Source organism: Aquabacterium lacunae (genome assembly GCF_004310865.1).
GTDB lineage: Bacteria > Pseudomonadota > Gammaproteobacteria > Burkholderiales > Burkholderiaceae_C > Aquabacterium > Aquabacterium lacunae.
Genome location: NZ_SIXI01000001.1, coordinates 301,579 through 318,516, shown reverse-complemented (window position 1 = coordinate 318,516; position 16,938 = coordinate 301,579). Strand labels below are relative to the sequence as shown.

Genomic DNA, 16,938 nt, shown 5'->3' with positions numbered 1-16,938 from the left:
AAGGCGGTTCGAGGCCCCTGCGCCAAGTGCTTGTCGCCACAGGTTTTTGGGCCTGCGCAGTCCCGGCTTGTGCACTGTGGCGCAGCTTTAGAGTGTTGACTCTAGGCTGTCGGGGCGGCTGGGGGCTGCCCCCGAAGAGGCGTCGGACGGTGCCTGAAAGACCGGGGGGAAGGCGCTGGTGGGCCATCGAAGCAGGGCCCTCAGCCGTGTCCAGTCAAAGGCCTGTCCAGGGTCTTCCTTGCGCCCTGGGGCGATGTGTTCGTGTCCGGCCACCTGGTGCACGGGCCAGGCCTGCTGCAGCGACAGCATCAGGGCCGCCAGTGCGCTGTATTGGGCGGGCTCGAAAGGGTGGTGCTCCAGACCTTCCAGTTCGATGCCCACCGAGTGGTGGTTGCAGTTGTCCAGGCCCAGCCAGTGAGACCGGCCGGCGTGCCATGCGCGGTCCAGCACCGACACGAACTGCAGCACTTCACCGGTGCGTCGGATCACGAAATGGGCCGACACTTCCACGCCTTGCAGTTGCGCGAAGTAGGGGTGGGCCGTGGTGTCGAGCCTGTTGGTGAAGAACTGCTCGATCTCGGGGCCACCATACTGCCCAGGCGGCAGGCTGATCGAGTGCACCACCACCAGGGTGATGGGCATGCCGGCTGGGCGCGGTCCGAAGTTGGGCGAGGGCACCAGGCGGGCGCTCTGCCACCAGCCATGGCGCCAGGCCGTGGCAGGGCAGTGTTCGTTCATTCCTGCCCCTCGGGGTCGGCGTCGGCCACAAAGCGCTCGCCGATTTCCAGGCCTTGTGGGCCCACCTGAACGCCCAGGCGGGCCATGCGGTAACGCATTTGCCGCAGGGACAGGCCCATGGCGGCGCCAGCGGCCGTGCGATTCAGTCGGTGCTGCTCCAGGGCCTGCACCAGAATCTCGCGCTCGATCCGGTCCAGGTGAGCGACCAGGTCGGCGGGGACCGGTGGTGGGCTGTCGGGCGCGATGGACCCGACGCCTGTGGTGTGAGCGGGCGTGGGGGCCTGGCCTTGCCGTTGGGCGGGCGACAGACCCAGGTCTTCGGCTTCGATGGTGTGTCCGGCACTCAGGGCCACGGCCCGGTGCAGCATGTTTTCGAGCTCGCGCACATTGCCTGGGAACGCATGCTGAGCGAGGGCCTCCAGGGCCGAATGCCCCAGTTCCGGCGCGGGGTTCAGCCCTGATTCGTGGGCGATGCGGCGCAGCACCTGCTCACAGATCAGGGGCAAGTCGTCGAGGCGCTGGCGCAGGGGCGGCAGCGCGATCAGGATCACATTGAGGCGGTAGAACAGGTCCTGGCGGAAGCGTTGCTCGCGCACCTCTTCGGCCAGGTCTTTGTGGCTGGCGCTGACGATGCGCACGTCCACGGCCAGTTCGCTGACAGCACCCACCGGCCGCACAGCCCGCTCCTGAATGGCCCGCAGCAGCTTTGACTGCATGCTCAGGGGCAGGTCGCCGATCTCGTCGAGGAAGAGTGTGCCCCCGCGCGCTGCCTGAAAAAAACCCTCGCGGTCTTCCTGCGCTCCGGTGAAGGCGCCTTTGCGGTAGCCGAAGAACTCGGCTTCCAGCAGGTGTTCAGGGATGGCGCCGCAGTTCACGGCCACGAAAGGCGCTGCACGGCGCGCACTGACGTCGTGGATGGCGCGTGCCACCAGTTCCTTGCCCGTGCCGGATTCGCCCCACAGCAGCACAGGGGCCATCGACCGGGACACCTTGTCGATCAGGGTGCGCACCTGTTCAATGGCCTGAGATCGGCCGATCAGGCGGGCCATCGCGGCCTGACTGGACAAGGGCGATGTGCCTGGTTCGGCCTTGGGGGGCGCGCCAGCATCACTGGCCTGCCGTGGGGGACGTGCGGTGCGGAGCGATGGTGCCTCGGGCTCGGCCAGGCTGCGCAGGCTGGGGGCAAGGGTGCCGCGCGCGGCCACGGCAGAGCTCACCACGGCTCGGAACTGCTTGAGGTCAACCGGTTTGGTCAGGTAGTCGAAGGCTCCGGCTTTGAGCGCCTCGACCGCGTTGTCGGCCGAACCATGGGCGGTGATCACGACGGCCTTCTCGGGCCGCTGCTGCTGTTCGAGCTGGCGCAGGATGTCCAGTCCGCTGCCGTCGGGCAGGCGCATGTCGGTGATGACGGCGTCATAGCCTTGCTGGGCCAGCAGTTGCAGTGCGTCGGTCACGCAGGCAGCGGTGTCGACGTCGTGACCTTCTCGCAGCAAGGTCAGCTCGTACAAGGTGCGAAGGTCGGGCTCGTCGTCGAGGACCAGCAGACGGGCAGGGCGCGGTGTGCTCATGGGGTGGCAGGCTGCTCTGGCGCCTGGGGCACCAGTGGCAGCAGCAGGTAGAACTCGTTGCGGTGGCGCACCATGGGCGGGTGCTGTCGGTAATCGAGCGTGGCGCCGTGGCGCTCGCACAGTTCACGGCTGATGTACAGGCCCAGGCCAGTGCCGCGGCTGCGGGTGGAAAAGAAAGGCTCGAACAGGGAGCGTTCTGTGTCGCCGTCGATGGCTTTGCCGTCGCTGGCCACCGACACCAGGGCTTGCAGCGTGCCGGTGTCGCTGTCGCGCAGCAGTTCAGCGTTCAGTTCGATGGCGCCTGCTTCGGCGCTGCTGTGGCGCCAGGCGTTGTCCAGCAGGTTCACCATGACCCGACGCAGGTGTTCGGGCTCGAACAGCACGCGCACCACCGAGCCCAGCTCGCGTGGGGGCAGCCCTTGCAGTTGCACCTTCAGGCGCTGCTGGCTGGCTGCCTCGGGGTGCAGCGCCTGCCATTCGTCGGCAATGGTGCGCAGCATGCGGTCCAGCTCGATGGCCGGCGCATCGGGGCGCTGGCCCGGCGCCACGGTCAGCACGTCGTCGACGATGCGTTTGAGCCGCTCGACGTTGTCGGCGATCATGGTGTTCAGACGCACCTGTGTGGGGTCGGTGGCGTCTTCAGCCAGCAGGGCATTGGCCTGGGCAATGGCCGCCAGCGGGTTGCGCACTTCGTGTGCAATGCCGGCGGTCATGCGGCCCATCGCCGCCAGTTTGTCCTGACGGGCGCGTGCCTGCACCACACGCTGGTCTTCCAGAAAGAGCACACACAGGTCGTCGAGGCGCTGGCCGGTGCGCCCGCGTGTGAACTTCACCCGCATGCGGAGCAGGCGGCGGGTCCGGTCGTCGAACAGCAGCGCCAGGTCGTGCGTGTCGTGAGGGCGTGGGGGCTTGTTGAAGGCCGATTCGATGGCTTCGACCAGCGGCCTCCAGGCCGGTACGCCGCGAAGCTGGAAGGGCGGCTGGGGTGTGCTGCCATGGGCCGACAACAGCTTGCGCGCCGAAGGGTTGGCACTGCGCACGCGGCCATGGCGGTCGACCACCAGCACGCCTTCACTCATTTCTTCGATCACCAGTCGGTTGAGCTGGCCCTGCTGGCGAGCCTGTTCCTGGTGGCTTCGGGCACTGCTCTGCTCACGTGCCAGACGGGAGGACAGCTCACTGACCATCAAGGCCACCAGCATCAGGCCAAAACCCGCCAACCCTGCGCCAGGCAGTGCCGCAGCCAGATCGTCATGGAACAGGCCCGACAGCAAGGTGCCGGTCAGGATGATCAGTGTGGCTGCGGCGGCCGTGGCCACGGCCAGGAATCGGGGCAGGAGCACGGCACCCATCAGCACGGGCAGGGCCATCAGGGCCGCTGCATTGAGGTTCAGTACCTTGTCCACGAAGCCAAACACCGCGAAGGTGGCCAGGTCGACTCCCAAGGTGGCCAGGGCCTGTTTCGTGCTCAGACGCTGCTGTCCTTGCGTGAAGGCCTGTCGCTGCGAGGGCAGCCACCACCACACCGCAGTGACCAGCGCATAGCCCAGGGTGAGCCCGCCCAGGGCCAGCGCCCCCCGGCGGTCCATCCACCAGGAGGCGGCCAGACCGGCCAGCAGCACCACGGCCAGGGCCACACGTGCCGCCAGGAAGGCGCGGTAAAGGCGGCCCAGCGCAGGACCGGAACCTGAGCCGGTCAGTGGCGCCCGCCAGGGGGCCTGCCACCAGCGTGTGCTGGCGGTCAGATCCTCCGGAGCCCCTCGCGCCGAGCGGCTGTCTGGGGCAGGTTGGCGCGACGCCTCGGCGTCTTCCAGCCCGCCGAACCACGAGGCACCGGTGTCGGCGGGCAGTGTCGAGGCGTCGAGGTCGGGGTGCGCGCCTGCGCGCACTGCCGAACGCGATGGTGCCGAGCGTGGTTCGGGGTGATGGGGCGAGCGGGTGGTCGGCATGGCCGAAGCAGCTTCAGGCGGCCGGGCGGTGCAGCAGCACTTCCAGCACGAAACGCGAGCCCACGTAGGACAGCAACAGCAGCACAGAGCCTGCGCTCAGCCAGAGCGTTGCCGTGCGCCCGCGCCAGCCCATCCAGTGCCGCCCGAGCAGCAGGGTGGAAAACACCCCCCAGGAGAGCACCGAGAACACGGTCTTGTGGTCCCAGCGCCAGGGGCTGGCGAAGGCGTAACCCAGCAGCAGGGTGGCCGACAGCACCAGAAAGCCGGCCATCACGAAGCGGAAGGTGAGCGACTCCAGCTTGAGCAAGGGGATGCCCGCTGGTGGCAGGCGCTGCTTCAGGCGCTTTTCTGCACGGCGCATGAAGGCGGCATGCAGCAAGGCGGCACCAAACAGCCCGTAAGACGACAGTCCCAGCACCCAGTGCAGCGGGGCCAGGGCATGTTGCGACGGGTGCACCTGCCCGGGAAACAGCCACGCCAGCACGCAACTGGCCACGGCAAGCCAGGCCAGGCTGCGGCGTGCGGCGAGCGAATCGACCTCCAGGCGTTCGATGGCGTAAATCAGCAGCACCATCCACACCGTGAAGGACAGCGCCGGAGCAAAGCCGAAACGAGCCACAGGCGCGCCAGCCTGCCAGTCCAGCACGTCGAGGGCGATCGCCAGCGATTGCGCCATCCAGCCCGCGGCCAGCAGCCACAAGGCCGGGGGCCAGCGTTTGAGGCCCAGACGATCGGCGGGGGGCGTGTCGGAGGGCTCACCTGCCTGTGGCCACAGCGCTGCCAGCGCGTAGGCGCCCACGGCGGCGAAGGTGGCCGAAGTGAACAGGGTGGTGGGCGATAGAATCATCTGGACAGTGTACGGTCCCGGCGCCTGCGCCGAACCTGCATTGACCGCCTGCTTCTCGAATTGCAACACCCCCCTCCATGGCATCCAACCTCACCGAACGGCTGAGTCGTCTGATCAAGACGATGCGCGGCCAGACCCGCATCAGCGAAGACAACGTCCAGGACATGCTGCGCGAAGTGCGCATGGCCCTGCTGGAAGCCGATGTGGCCTTGCCGGTGGTGCGTGACTTCATCGCCCGTGTGAAGGAAAAGGCCCTGGGTGCGGAGGTGGTGGGCTCGCTCACTCCGGGCCAGGTGCTGGTGAGCATCGTGCAGAAGGAGTTGGCCGCCACCATGGGCGAAGGCGTGGCCGACCTCAACCTGGCCACCCAGCCGCCGGCCGTGGTACTGATGGCGGGCCTGCAGGGGGCGGGCAAGACCACCACCACCGCCAAGCTGGCCAAGCACCTGGTGGAAAAGCGCCGCAAGAAGGTGCTGACGGTCTCGGCCGACGTGTACCGCCCGGCGGCCATCGAGCAGCTCAAGACCGTCACCGGACAGGCCGGCGCCGAGTGGTTCCCTTCTGATGGCACCCAGAAGCCGCGCGACATTGCCGCGGCTGCCTATGAATACGCCCGCAAGCACTATTTCGATGTGCTGCTGGTGGACACGGCGGGCCGCCTGGCCATCGACGAAGCCCTGATGGCCGAGATCAAGGAACTGCACGGCGTGCTCAAGCCGATCGAGACCTTGTTCGTGGTCGATGCCATGCAGGGCCAGGACGCCATCAACACCGCCAAGGCCTTCAGCGAGGCGCTGCCCCTGACCGGCGTGGTGCTGACCAAACTCGACGGTGACTCTCGCGGTGGTGCAGCACTGTCGGTTCGCCAGATCACAGGGGCGCCCATCAAGTTCGCCGGGGTGTCGGAAAAGATCGATGGTCTGGAGGTGTTCGATGCCGATCGGCACGCCGGCCGCGTGCTGGGCATGGGCGACATCGTGGCCCTGGTCGAAGAGGTTCAGAAGGGTGTGGACCTCGAAGCCGCTCAGAAGCTGGCCGAGAAGGTCAAATCTGGGGTCGAATTCGACCTCAATGACTTCCTTGCCCAGATCTCGCAGATGAAGAAAATGGGGGGACTGTCGTCACTGATCGACAAGCTGCCCTCGGAAATCGCCGCCAAAGCCGGTCAGGCCGACATGGACAAGGCCGAGCGCGACGTGCGCCGCATGGAAGGCATCATCAACTCCATGACACCGGCAGAGCGCCGCAAGCCTGACCTGATCAAGGCCAGCCGCAAGCGTCGCATTGCCACCGGGGCGGGTGTTCAGGTGCAGGACGTCAACCGATTGCTCAATCAGTTCGAGCAGATGCAAACCATGATGAAGAAGATGCGCGGTGGTGGGCTGTTCAAGATGATGAAGCGCATGGGAGGCATGAAGGGCTTCCCCGGGATGCGCTGAGGCCTCAGGCCCGCCACACTCACCAACCGAGACGAGGGAAAGACCATGGACACACTGATGCAGCCGATCGCGATGACGGCCCTTCTGGGGCTGGTGCTGCTGGCTGGCGGTGTGTATGTGCTGCGAAGCCGCAGGCGCCTGGCCCGGCCTGGCACCAATGGGAAACGCCCTGCGCAGAACGAAGAACTCGACACCGTGACAGGCTGGGAGCCTGCGGCCACCCGTGTGCTGACGCACGCCGAGCGCGAGGCATGGCACATCCTGCACAAGGCCCTGCCCGAGCACATGGTGCTGGCTCAGGTGCCCCTGGCCCGTTTTCTGAAAGTGCCCACGCGCAACTCGTATTCCGAGTGGTTGCGCCGTGCGGGCTCGCTGTGCGCCGATCTGGTGGTCTGCGATGCCAACGCCCAGGTGGTGGCGGTGGTCGAGATCCGCCAGCCGGTGGGTCAGGGCAAGGACAAGGACCGCACGCTCAAGCGCCATGGCCGCCTCGACCGCGTGCTGGCAGCGGCCAACATTCCCGTGCACGTGTGGCTGGAAGGCGCTTTGCCGGGCCCCGCGGTGGCACGCGAAACCGTGCTGGGGGGCTCGGTGGTGTTCACCACCAAATCAGGCGCCACCCTGGTCGACACCTCGGCTTTGATCCGCAAGCGCGGAGGCGAGGGCGGTGTGGCGGTCGATCTGGATGTCGACCCCTCTGAGCCACAGGACATCGACGTGCCCACCGACGTGGGTGACAACCTGGGAGACAAACCCGACGGCGATGGCAGTTCACAGCGCATGTCGCTGTGGTTCGAATCGGTGCACTCGGGGCACACCCCGCTCGATCAACCCGAGCGGGTGCGCTGAGGTCCTCGCTGGGGTCACTCCAGCAGTGCGCGTGCGAACTCGCGTGCGTTGAAGGTCTGCAGGTCTTCCAGACCTTCTCCCACCCCGATGAAATACACCGGCACCGGCGTGCCGCGTTGACGCGACCACAGGGCAATCGCGGCCAGCACGCCACCCTTGGCGGTGCCATCGAGCTTGGTGACCACCAGACCGGTCAGGCCCAGCGCGTCGTCAAAAGCCTTCACCTGGGTCAGCGCGTTCTGGCCGGTGTTGCCGTCAACCACCAGCAGCACCTCGTGGGGGGCGCTGTCCATGGCCTTGCCGATCACGCGTTTGACCTTCTTGAGCTCGTCCATCAGGTGGATCTGCGTGGCCAGGCGACCGGCGGTGTCTGCGATCACGACATCACAACCGCGGGCTTTGCCCGCAGTGACCGCATCGAACGTGACGGCCGCCGGATCACCGCCTTCCTGGCTCACGATCTGCACGCGGTTGCGATCGGCCCAGACGGCCAGTTGCTCGCGGGCCGCTGCGCGGAAGGTGTCGGCCGCAGCCAGCAGCACTTGCGCGCCGTGGTCGGACAGGTGGCGCGTGAGCTTGCCGATCGTGGTGGTCTTGCCAGCGCCGTTGACACCCGCCACCATGATCACGGTGGGCGTGTGTTGCCCGATCTGCAGCGACTGTTCCAGCGGCTTGAGCAGCTCGGCAATGCCGTCGGCCAGCAAGGCTTTCACGGCGGCCGGGTCGGTGGCCTTCGTGTCTTTCACGCGCTGCTTGAGGTCGGCCAGCAGGTGCTCGGTGGCCGCCACCCCGGCATCGGCCATCAGCAGGGCCGCTTCCAGCTCTTCATACAGCGCGTCGTCGATGCGGGTGCCAGTGAACACCTGCGCGATCGACGAGCCGGTCTTGCGCAGGCCACTCTTCAGGCGGTCGAGCCATGAGCGGCGATCGGTGGGTTTGGCCTGGGTGTCGTCCTGGGCCTGCGGCACCCATGCGACCGGGGACGGCGCAGAAGCGAGTCCAAAAGCGGACGCAGAAGCGGGCGCAGCGGCAGGGGAGGGCGCGGCAGGCGCGGGGGCGGGCGAAGCCTCGGGTGCGGTGGCCTTGTCAGCCGGATCGGCTTTCTCGGGCTGACCCCACCCCAGCTTCTTCTTGATGAAACTGAACATGGCGTGATTGTAGGCGGGCACCCTGTGGTGGTGGCGCCTAGAATCCAGGGGTGGCGCACACGGCCCCCAGCCTGCAGGGCCCGCCAGTTTCCATACCGCACCATGTCGAGCCGAGCCCCGCATTCCCGCCATCGATCCCATGCCCCTGCGCCGGGCGTTTCGGGTGCTTCGGGCGCAGCGGGCGGTGGCCAGTCGGCGCGGGCCCAGGCTGAAAGGGTGGCACGCCAGGCGCCCCTGGAGGTGCGCATCATCGGGGGGGCGTACAAGCGCTCGCCCCTGAAGGTGCCGGTGTGGCCCGGCCTGCGCCCCACGCCCGCCCGCGTGCGCGAAACCCTGTTCAACTGGCTGGGTCAGGACCTCAACGGCTGGCGGGTGCTGGACGCTTTTGCCGGCACCGGTGCCCTTGGGCTGGAGGCCGCTTCGCGCGGCGCTGCGGCTGTGCTGGCCCTGGAGAAGGAGCCTGCCTTGGCGCGGCAGATCGAGGCCAATGCCCGGCAACTGGGCGCCCGCCAGGTGCAGGTGCAGGTCGCCGATGCGCTGGCCTGGATGCGTCGCCAGCCGGCCCCGGCGCACGACCTGGTGTTCCTCGACCCTCCGTTTGGCGAGCAGATGTTTGCCGAGGCCTTGGCAGCCGGTAGCCAGTGCGTGCCCGTCGGCGGCTGGATCTACCTGGAAGCCGATGCTCCCCAGGCGGCATTGCCCCATTTGCGCCTGCACCGCCATGACCGCGCGGGCGCCGTGCACTATCACCTGTTCGAGCGCATGGCTTGACCCTGCCCACGGCCGGGTGGAGCCTGAGCATGCTCCGCGCCCTTGACGACCCCACTACACTTCGCCCATGACTGCCAAGGCCCCACAGACCGCCAAGCTGACCGCGGTGTACCCCGGTACCTTCGACCCCATGACCCTGGGTCATGCCGACCTGATGGCCCGCGCCAGCCGGCTGTTCGATCGGCTGATCCTGGCGGTGGCGGCCGGCCACCACAAAAAAACCATGTTCAGCCTGGAAGAGCGCCTGGCCATGGGCAAGGAGGTCGCTGCCGCCTGCCCCAATGTGGAAGTGATCGCTTTTGACGGCCTGCTGCGCGACTTCGTGGTGGACCACGGCGGCAAGGTGGTGGTGCGTGGCCTGCGTGCGGTCAGCGACTTCGATTACGAGTTCCAGATGGCGGGCATGAACCGCCACCTCATGCCCGATGTGGAAACCGTGTTCTTGACACCGTCTGACCAGTTCCAGTTCGTGTCAGGCACTTTTGTGCGCGAGATCGCCACCCTGGGCGGTGACGTGTCGAAGTTCGTGGCGCCTTCGGTGCTGGCGCGCCTGCAGGCGCGCGTGAAGAAGCAGTGAGCACACCATGGCCTTGAAGATCACGGACGAGTGCATCAACTGCGATGTGTGCGAGCCCGAGTGCCCCAACCAGGCGATCTCGATGGGGGCTGACTTTTATGTCATCGACCCCAACAAGTGCACAGAATGTGTGGGCCATTTCGGCGAGCCCCAGTGCGTGCAGGTGTGCCCGGTGGAATGCATTCCCAAAGACCCGGAACACTCCGAAAGCCCGGAACAGCTGATGCAGAAGTACGAACGGCTGCAGGCCGCGGCCAAGGCAGTGCGCCCCGCCTGAGCTGCGCAAGGCCGCTGCACCATGGCCAGTGGCTGTTGGGTGCCCTCCCGCCTCAGCGGTGCCGGGGCAGCCTCTGACAGCCTTGGCCAGTGTCATGGCCATGTCGCACCCGGCTGCCACCGATCTGCACGCAGGCCCGGTCCTGCAGCACCGAGCCCACGCCCACCTGCCGCCCATTGCGGAAAGGGGCGTCGCCGTGTCGGTGAGCCGTCAGGCCCACCGCCTGCTGGGCGCCAGTGTGGATGCGATTGCGGCTGTTGCGTGCCTTGACCGAGGTGCTACGCGAAGCCTTTGACTGTCGCTGCATCAGGCGCAACTGCTGCGTGGCGTGCTGCACCTGTGCCGCATGACGGGCATCGGCCACCAGCATGGTGCGGTGGTTGCCTGCGCCTGAACAGGCGATTTGCTGGTACTGGCCATTGCACTGGTACACGGTGGCCGAGCGGGCCTCGCCCGAATGCAGCAAGGCCAACAGTGCTGCCTGCAAGGCCAGCAGGCCTGCGGTCAGCACGATCTTGGCGATCGACATGGTGACATCTCCCTGGAATGTTGGATGGGGTGGATTCCGGCCGCGACTCTGTGGGTGCTGGCTTCGGACCCCATCGGCATTGTGCGGGATCAGGTCTCGGGGGGCGATACCTCCCCTTTGGGGATGCGCGGTGGTTTCGGGCGCTGCTCGCCCGCGTGGATGGCGGCTGTGGCCTTGGCCATGTCGCCCTTGAGCAGGGCCTCGGTGGCGTCCAGTGCCTTGTCGATGCATTTGTCGACCAGCTCGCGTTCGCTGAGCGGAGGCTTGCGCAGCACATAGGCGGCCACCTCGCCCTTGACGCCGGGGTGGCCGATGCCCAGGCGCAGGCGCCAGTAACTGGGCGAGCCCAGTTGGGCGTGGATGTCCTTCAGGCCGTTGTGGCCGGCATGGCTGCCGCCTTGCTTGAGCTTGACCTGCCCGGGCAGGATGTCGAGTTCGTCATGGGCCACCAGGATTTCTTCGGGCGCGATCTTGAAAAAGCGCGCCAGCGGCGCCACCGACTTGCCCGACAGGTTCATGTAGGTCTGTGGCTGGAGCAGCCACACCGGGCCGCCAGGCAGGTTGGCGCGGGCCACGAAGCCATGGTAGGCGCGGTCGTGCACGAGGTTCACACCCAGGCGGCGGGCGAGCTGGTCGATGTACCAGAAGCCGGCGTTGTGGCGGGTGTCGTCGTATTCAGGGCCCGGGTTGCCCAGGCCGACAAACAGTCGGATCATGATGGCGATGAGGTCAGAGGTGCAATGGTGGCGCGCCGCGCGCCCAAAGAAAAGCCCCGCACGGGCGGGGCTTGACGGTGGGCCCGAAGGCCCTGGGCTGCGGGCGCAGCGAAGAAGGATTACTTCTTCTTCTTGCCCTTGCCGGTGTCGGCGACCACGGGGGCGGCAACGATCACTTCTTCCACGGGCTCGACCACGGTGGCGATGGTCGGGGCCTTGCGACCGTGGGTCAGCACCTTGATGTGCGAAGCCAGGTTCAGGTCTTCCACATTGATGATCTGGCCCTTGACGGCGTTGGCCAGGTCCACGGTGATGAATTCGGGCAGCTGTTCAGCCAGGCACTCGATTTCCAGCGCGGTGGTCACGTGGTTGATGATGCACTTGTCTTGCTTGACGGCCGGCGATTCGGCTTCGTTCACGAAGTGCAGGGGCACCTTCTTGGTGATGCGGGTGGTGGCGTCCACGCGCTGGAAGTCCACGTGCAGCACCTGGCGCTTGTAGGGGTGAGCCTGGTAGTCGCGCAGCAGGACCTTGGTGTTCTGGCCGTTCAGTTCCATGTCCAGCACGGACGAGTGGAAGGCCTCGTTGCGCATGGCGTGGTACAGGGCGTTGTGATCGACTTCGATCATGGCGGGTTGGCCAGCGCCGTAAACGATGCCGGGCACCTTGCCGGCGGTGCGCAGGCGGCGGCTCGCTCCGGTCCCCTGCAGGCTGCGCTCAAAAGCGACGAATTTCATGGAAAAGCTCCAGTTGGTTGAAGCGCCCGCGACCAGGCGCTGAAAGGAAAACCCGGCATTCTAACCGGGCGTCTTTCGGATCAGAAGTTGTTGTTCTGTTCCGAGAGATTGGCAGTCGCCGCCAGGCGGCTGACTACTCGGACTGATCAGAAGTTGTTGTTCTGTTCCGAGAAGAGGGAGGTCACCGAATCGCCGTCGGTGATGCGACGGATGGTTTCGGCGAACAGGAAAGCGGTGCTGAGCTGGCGGATCTTGGGCGTGCCCTTGGCCGACTCGTTCAGCGGGATGGTGTTGGTGATCACGACTTCGTCGAGGTGCGAGGCCTTGATGCGCTCGATGGCCGGGCCCGAGAACACCGAGTGGGTGCAGTAGGCGTACACGCTCTTGGCGCCGCGCTCCTTCAGCACTTCGGCCGCCTTCACCAGCGTGCCGGCAGTGTCGATCATGTCGTCCATGATCACGCAGTTGCGGTTTTCGATTTCGCCGATGACGTGCATCACTTCCGACACGTTGGCCTTGGGACGACGCTTGTCGATGATGGCCAGGTCGCAGCCCAGCTGCTTGGCCAGAGCGCGCGCACGCACCACGCCGCCCACGTCGGGCGAAACGACCACCAGGTCTTCGTAGTTCTTGCTTTGCAGGTCAGACAGCAGCACCGGCGACGCGTAGATGTTGTCGACGGGGATGTTGAAGAAGCCCTGGATCTGGTCGGCGTGCAGGTCCATGGTCAGCACGCGGTTCACGCCCACGGCTTCCAGCATGTTGGCCACGACGCGGGCCGAGATGGGCACGCGGGTGGAGCGGGGGCGGCGGTCCTGGCGGGCGTAACCGAAGTAGGGGATGACCGCTGTGATGCGCTGGGCCGAGGCACGCTTGAGGGCGTCGACCATGATCAGCAGTTCCATCAGGTTGTCGTTCGTGGGCGCGCAGGTGGACTGCACCACGAAGACTTCACGGCCTCGCACGTTTTGCTGGATCTCGACGGTGGTTTCGCCGTCAGAGAAGCGGCCGACTTGTGCCTTGCCCAGCTCCAGGCCGAGGTGAGAAACGATTTCCTGGGCCAGCGCAGGGTTTGCGTTGCCGGTGAAAACGACGGTGTCAGAGAGCATGGGCGAACTCAGAAAAAACCAATGCCGCCCTTGGATTGATCGCGAAGATCAGGGGCGGCACAGCGGGTTGTTTGAATTGGCTGTCGCTTCGAACCGGAAGTGCAGGTTGGCAGGGGAGGAAGGATTCGAACCCTCGTATGTCGGAATCAAAATCCGATGCCTTAACCAACTTGGCGACTCCCCTACACTGGATTCAAGCTTGACTTGCGTTTTGCTTGAAGCCGTTATCCGGTTGTCTGCGTGAGACTCACATTATATGCCGTTTTTTTGTTGTTTTGCAAGCGACTCGAAATTTTTTGTTTCGTCAGGCTTGCCGAATCAACCGGCACATGCGACCGACCCAAGGGCCCGTCTGCGTGAGATCACTCACCCCGACATCGGCTGGCGTGAAAGGCTGGCGTTGGTGTGAGAGGGTGTCGACCCAGGCAAACACTGCACTGCCAGAACCCGTCATGCGGCTGTTGCCGAATCGGGCCTGCATCCACTCAAGCGCTTGAACCACTTCCTGGCTGTAGGCCTTTGCGGGCTCTTCCAGGTTGTTGCATCCAAATTGCTTGGGCGCTGCAAGAAAGTCTGCGACTATAGCAGGTTTTTCGTCCCTGCGCAAATTTTCGCTGCCAAAAATGGCGGGTGTCGGAATCGCCACGGGGGGTTTGAGCACCGCCACCGGGGTGTCGAACAAGGCCTGGGGCAGTTCAATGGGGGTGATCTGTTCGCCGACGCCTTCGACCCAGGCCGGGCGTCCGTGAATGAAAAAGGGCACATCGGCACCCAACTGCACGGCCAGCTCGGCCAGACGCTCGGTGGGCCAGTGCAGGCCCCACAAGGTGTTCAGGCCCTTGAGCACGGTGGCGGCGTCCGAGCTGCCGCCGCCCAGGCCAGCCCCCCAAGGCACCTGCTTGTCGATGTGGACGTCAGCGCCCAGTGAGGTGCCGCTGTGTTGCTGCAGCAAGCGGGCTGCTTTCAGGCAGAGGTCTTCTGGGGGCAGGGTGGCCGTGAGGTCATGGCGTGTGATCTGGCCGTCGGTGCGCAGGTGCAGGTGCAGGGTGTCGCACCAGTCGATGGGCACGAACACGGACTGCAGCAGGTGATAGCCGTCGGCGCGACGCCCGGTCACGTGCAGGAACAGGTTCAGTTTGGCGGGGGCCTTGAGGTCGGTCAGGCTGGCAGGCGTGATGGACATGGTTCACAGGTCGAGTCGGACGCGCAGTGTGACACCACGCTGGGTGTCACTGGCGGGGCGTTCGAGGTTCAGTCGGCCCCGCGGCAATTCGCTTGCATCCACCCGCCAGCCGGCCTGCTCGAAATGCCCCGGGGCCAGACCGGGTGCATGGGGCAGCCAGGGTGCCGGCTGGCCACTGAGCCAGTGCGGCAGGGCTTGCAGCGGCAGCGCCTCGCCCAGCACCGCCTGGCTCAGGGTTTCCAGGCTGTCGAAGCGGCTGCTGCCATCGGCGGTGTCAAGTTCGGCGGTGGTCTGTGCCCCATCGAGCCGCCAGCGCAGGCTGGCCACCTGGGTGCCCAGCGCGGTGGACAGGTCAAGCACCCCTTGCTGGACCTGGCTGTTCAGGTCAAAGGCCAGGGTGATGCCGCTGGCCGATTGCCCCTGCCAGGCGCCGAGCTTCAGGCTGAGTCTGCCGGCCCACTGACCTGACAGCAAGCTGGGGGCCGGTGTGGTGGTGGGCGGTTCGGTGGGGGCTGACGGTGCCAGTGCCTGCGCGTCGGTGGGCTGGGGTGTGCCAGGCGCCGGGCGGGGTGTGTGGCCGCAGGCGCCCAGCCACAGGCTGCAGGCCAGGGTGCACAGCGTGCGTGCCAGCCTGGCGGTGTGGGTGGTCTGGTTCACAGTTCAGGCTTGAGGCGCTGCAGGATTTCCTTGAGCGTGCGGTTGCCCGGGTCACGCTGGCGGGCGTCTTTCCAATAACGGACGGCGCCGGCCTTGTCGCCTTGCTGCCAGAGCACTTCACCGATGTGGGCGCCAATGTCGGCGTCCTGGCGTTGTTCGTACGCTTCCGACAGCACCTTCAGGGCCTGGGGCAGATCACCCTCGCGGTACAACAGCCAGCCCAGGCTGTCGGTGATGAAGGGGTCTTTCGGGCGTTGCGCCAAGGCCCGGGTGATCAGGTCGCGTGCTTCGGGCAGGCGCACATTGCGGTCGGCCAGGCTGTAGCCCAGGGCATTGAGTGCCGAGGCATCTTGCGGCCGGATCATCAGCACCTTGCGCAACAGGGTTTCCATTTCATCGAACAGGCCGATCTGTTCGGCCACCATCGCCTGCTCGTACATCAGATCCGGGTCATCAGGGAAGCGCTGGTTGGCCTGCTGCAGCACCAGTCGGGCATCTGGCCAGGCCTGGGCTTCTTTGAGCAACTGGGCTTCGGCCTGGGCCTTGACCACGCCATCGCGCGGTTCGGTTTCAGGCATCTGGCGCAGCAGCTGACGCGCTTCCTTCATCTTGCCTTGCTGCACCAGCAGACGCGCTCGCGCGGTCTGGATCTTGATGCGAGCCTGTTGCGGGTCGGCCATGCGCAACCACTGGTCTGCGTCCTGAGGTTTCTTGCGCAGTTCGGCCACCTGGGCCAGCAGCAGGTACACGGTTTCCGTGTCGATGGTCGGCTGGCCTTCCTTGCGGTTTGTGTTCAGGCTCAGGAGCTTTTGCAGGTGGGTTTCGGCTGGTGCCAGCTGGCGCAATTCGACCTGCACCGCAGCCAGGGTCATCAGGGCGGTCACGTTGTCGGGCTGGTTGGCCACCACGGCGTCGAGCTGTCGGGCGCCATCGGCCAGCCGGCCCCCGGCGATCAGTCGCCGTGCGTAGGCCAGACGCACCACATCCTGTGGCTTGCGGGCCAGCTGGGCCGTGATGAGTGCTTCAGTGTCAGGGTGACTGGCCATGAGCTCGGAAGCCACCAGGGCCACGGCCGGTTCGTCGGCATTGAGCGCCTGTGCCTGGTGAAGGGCCGCGCGGGCCTTGTCCGGTTGTCCAGCCATCAGCCAGCCCTCGGCGCTGGCCGTCCATGCTGCGGCCTGTGCGCCGTTGCCGCTGCGCCAGGGTTCGGTGGTCTCGTCGATCAGCTGGGCGGCACGTTGCCGGTCGCTGATGCGCAGGAACGAGCGAGGCAGTCCGGTCAGCAGGCCGGGCAGCGCTTCGGGGGGGCTGTTGCGCAACATGGCGCGAACCGGTTCGGCCATTTCATCGTAGCGGCCCAGGGCCATCAGGATCTGGGCGCTGAACTCGGCGGCATCCCGGTCTTGGGGCAGCGCTGTTCGCCATGCGCGTGCTGCGGTCAGGGCCTGCTCACCCGCTCGACCGGCCAGGGCGATGTCGACGGCCTTGCGGAAGAGTTGCGCACTGCGTTGTCGCTTGGCACCCTCCAGGTAGAGCTGGTAGGCCGTGCCCAGGTCACCGTCGCGCGCAGCGATTTCGCCGATCAGCAGCTGATAGAACAGCTGTGCGTCCATGGCGGAGTTGACCACTTCCGGGCCACGAAGCGGGCGGCTGGCTGGGCTGTCTCCGGTCACTTCTGGGGCAGGGGCAGCCAGGGCCGGGCTCGCCAGGGCACCCAGCGACATGACCAGGCCGGCCGTGATGCGGCCCAGCGGCCACGGCGTGGCGGTCGGGCGCCGGGCGGCAGGCAGAGGCAGAGACAAGGCAGACCTGACAAGGGCAGCGGTGCGAAGGCGCATGGACAC

General features: G+C 66.3%; 17 protein-coding genes and 1 tRNA gene. 5 read left to right on the top strand and 13 right to left on the bottom strand.

Going from position 1 to position 16,938, the window contains the following annotated elements; all coding sequences use genetic code 11:
* Positions 1 to 87 precede the first annotated feature (87 nt).
* The 4 genes from ampD to EYS42_RS01455 are packed head-to-tail and all read right to left on the bottom strand — an operon-like array spanning position 88 to position 5,102.
* Positions 88 to 738 (bottom strand): 1,6-anhydro-N-acetylmuramyl-L-alanine amidase AmpD, encoded by a 651-nt coding sequence (gene ampD, locus EYS42_RS01470; RefSeq protein ID WP_130966089.1) that lies wholly within the window; start codon positions 736 to 738, stop codon positions 88 to 90.
* A complete protein-coding gene (locus tag EYS42_RS01465; protein WP_130966088.1) occupies positions 735 to 2,306 on the bottom strand; it encodes a sigma-54-dependent transcriptional regulator in 1,572 nt (523 codons plus the stop codon). The genes ampD and EYS42_RS01465 overlap by 4 nt, the downstream gene beginning before the upstream one ends.
* Entirely contained in the window at positions 2,303 to 4,255 is a 1,953-nt protein-coding gene (locus EYS42_RS01460; RefSeq protein WP_130966087.1) for a sensor histidine kinase, read from the bottom strand. Before EYS42_RS01460 ends, EYS42_RS01465 begins: the two co-directional genes overlap by 4 nt.
* Positions 4,256 to 4,268: 13 nt before the next feature.
* Complete coding sequence (locus EYS42_RS01455; protein ID WP_130966086.1) at positions 4,269 to 5,102, bottom strand: cytochrome C assembly family protein; 834 nt, start codon at positions 5,100 to 5,102, stop codon at positions 4,269 to 4,271.
* 77 nt (positions 5,103 to 5,179) lie between these two features.
* Between EYS42_RS01455 and ffh the strand changes: the two genes are divergently transcribed.
* Positions 5,180 to 6,541 carry a signal recognition particle protein gene (ffh, locus tag EYS42_RS01450; RefSeq protein ID WP_130966085.1) on the top strand — a complete coding sequence of 454 codons (1,362 nt, stop codon included), beginning with the start codon at positions 5,180 to 5,182 and terminating at the stop codon, positions 6,539 to 6,541.
* Positions 6,542 to 6,586: 45 nt separating this feature from the next.
* Entirely contained in the window at positions 6,587 to 7,390 is an 804-nt protein-coding gene (locus EYS42_RS01445; RefSeq protein ID WP_130966084.1) for a DUF2726 domain-containing protein, read from the top strand.
* 14 nt (positions 7,391 to 7,404) lie between these two features.
* Here the strand turns inward: EYS42_RS01445 and ftsY are convergent, their stop codons facing one another.
* Positions 7,405 to 8,538 carry a signal recognition particle-docking protein FtsY gene (ftsY, locus tag EYS42_RS01440; RefSeq protein WP_130966083.1) on the bottom strand — a complete coding sequence of 378 codons (1,134 nt, stop codon included), beginning with the start codon at positions 8,536 to 8,538 and terminating at the stop codon, positions 7,405 to 7,407.
* A gap of 102 nt (positions 8,539 to 8,640) precedes the next feature.
* Here ftsY and rsmD point away from each other — a divergent pair, with 102 nt between their 5' ends.
* From rsmD to EYS42_RS01425, 3 genes are all read left to right on the top strand, one after another.
* Positions 8,641 to 9,309: a 16S rRNA (guanine(966)-N(2))-methyltransferase RsmD gene (gene rsmD, locus EYS42_RS01435; protein ID WP_130966082.1), complete on the top strand. Its 669-nt coding sequence runs from the start codon at positions 8,641 to 8,643 to the stop codon at positions 9,307 to 9,309.
* Between the two features lie 67 nt (positions 9,310 to 9,376).
* The gene (coaD, locus tag EYS42_RS01430) at positions 9,377 to 9,886 is read left to right on the top strand and encodes a pantetheine-phosphate adenylyltransferase (protein ID WP_130966081.1); all 510 of its coding nucleotides are present in this window, start codon (positions 9,377 to 9,379) and stop codon (positions 9,884 to 9,886) included.
* 7 nt (positions 9,887 to 9,893) lie between these two features.
* On the top strand, positions 9,894 to 10,163 hold the full coding sequence (locus tag EYS42_RS01425) for a YfhL family 4Fe-4S dicluster ferredoxin (RefSeq protein WP_130966080.1): 270 nt from the start codon (positions 9,894 to 9,896) through the stop codon (positions 10,161 to 10,163).
* A 52-nt stretch (positions 10,164 to 10,215) separates the two neighbouring features.
* On the opposite strand, the gene EYS42_RS01420 is transcribed toward EYS42_RS01425, so the two are convergent.
* The 8 genes from EYS42_RS01420 to EYS42_RS01385 form a co-directional block, all read right to left on the bottom strand.
* Positions 10,216 to 10,692: a hypothetical protein gene (locus EYS42_RS01420; protein ID WP_130966079.1), complete on the bottom strand. Its 477-nt coding sequence runs from the start codon at positions 10,690 to 10,692 to the stop codon at positions 10,216 to 10,218.
* 89 nt (positions 10,693 to 10,781) lie between these two features.
* Entirely contained in the window at positions 10,782 to 11,408 is a 627-nt protein-coding gene (gene pth / locus EYS42_RS01415) for an aminoacyl-tRNA hydrolase (protein ID WP_130966078.1), read from the bottom strand.
* Between the two features lie 119 nt (positions 11,409 to 11,527).
* The gene (locus EYS42_RS01410) at positions 11,528 to 12,145 is read right to left on the bottom strand and encodes a 50S ribosomal protein L25/general stress protein Ctc (RefSeq protein ID WP_130966077.1); all 618 of its coding nucleotides are present in this window, start codon (positions 12,143 to 12,145) and stop codon (positions 11,528 to 11,530) included.
* Positions 12,146 to 12,291: 146 nt separating this feature from the next.
* Positions 12,292 to 13,254 (bottom strand): ribose-phosphate pyrophosphokinase, encoded by a 963-nt coding sequence (locus EYS42_RS01405; RefSeq protein ID WP_130966076.1) that lies wholly within the window; start codon positions 13,252 to 13,254, stop codon positions 12,292 to 12,294.
* Between the two features lie 107 nt (positions 13,255 to 13,361).
* Positions 13,362 to 13,438, bottom strand: a tRNA-Gln gene (locus EYS42_RS01400).
* Positions 13,439 to 13,558: 120 nt separating this feature from the next.
* Complete coding sequence (gene ispE, locus EYS42_RS01395) at positions 13,559 to 14,437, bottom strand: 4-(cytidine 5'-diphospho)-2-C-methyl-D-erythritol kinase (protein ID WP_245503454.1); 879 nt, start codon at positions 14,435 to 14,437, stop codon at positions 13,559 to 13,561.
* Positions 14,438 to 14,440: 3 nt separating this feature from the next.
* Positions 14,441 to 15,094 carry a lipoprotein insertase outer membrane protein LolB gene (locus EYS42_RS01390; protein ID WP_130966075.1) on the bottom strand — a complete coding sequence of 218 codons (654 nt, stop codon included), beginning with the start codon at positions 15,092 to 15,094 and terminating at the stop codon, positions 14,441 to 14,443.
* The gene (locus EYS42_RS01385; RefSeq protein WP_165456598.1) at positions 15,091 to 16,932 is read right to left on the bottom strand and encodes a tetratricopeptide repeat protein; all 1,842 of its coding nucleotides are present in this window, start codon (positions 16,930 to 16,932) and stop codon (positions 15,091 to 15,093) included. The genes EYS42_RS01390 and EYS42_RS01385 overlap by 4 nt, the downstream gene beginning before the upstream one ends.
* Positions 16,933 to 16,938: the final 6 nt, after the last annotated feature.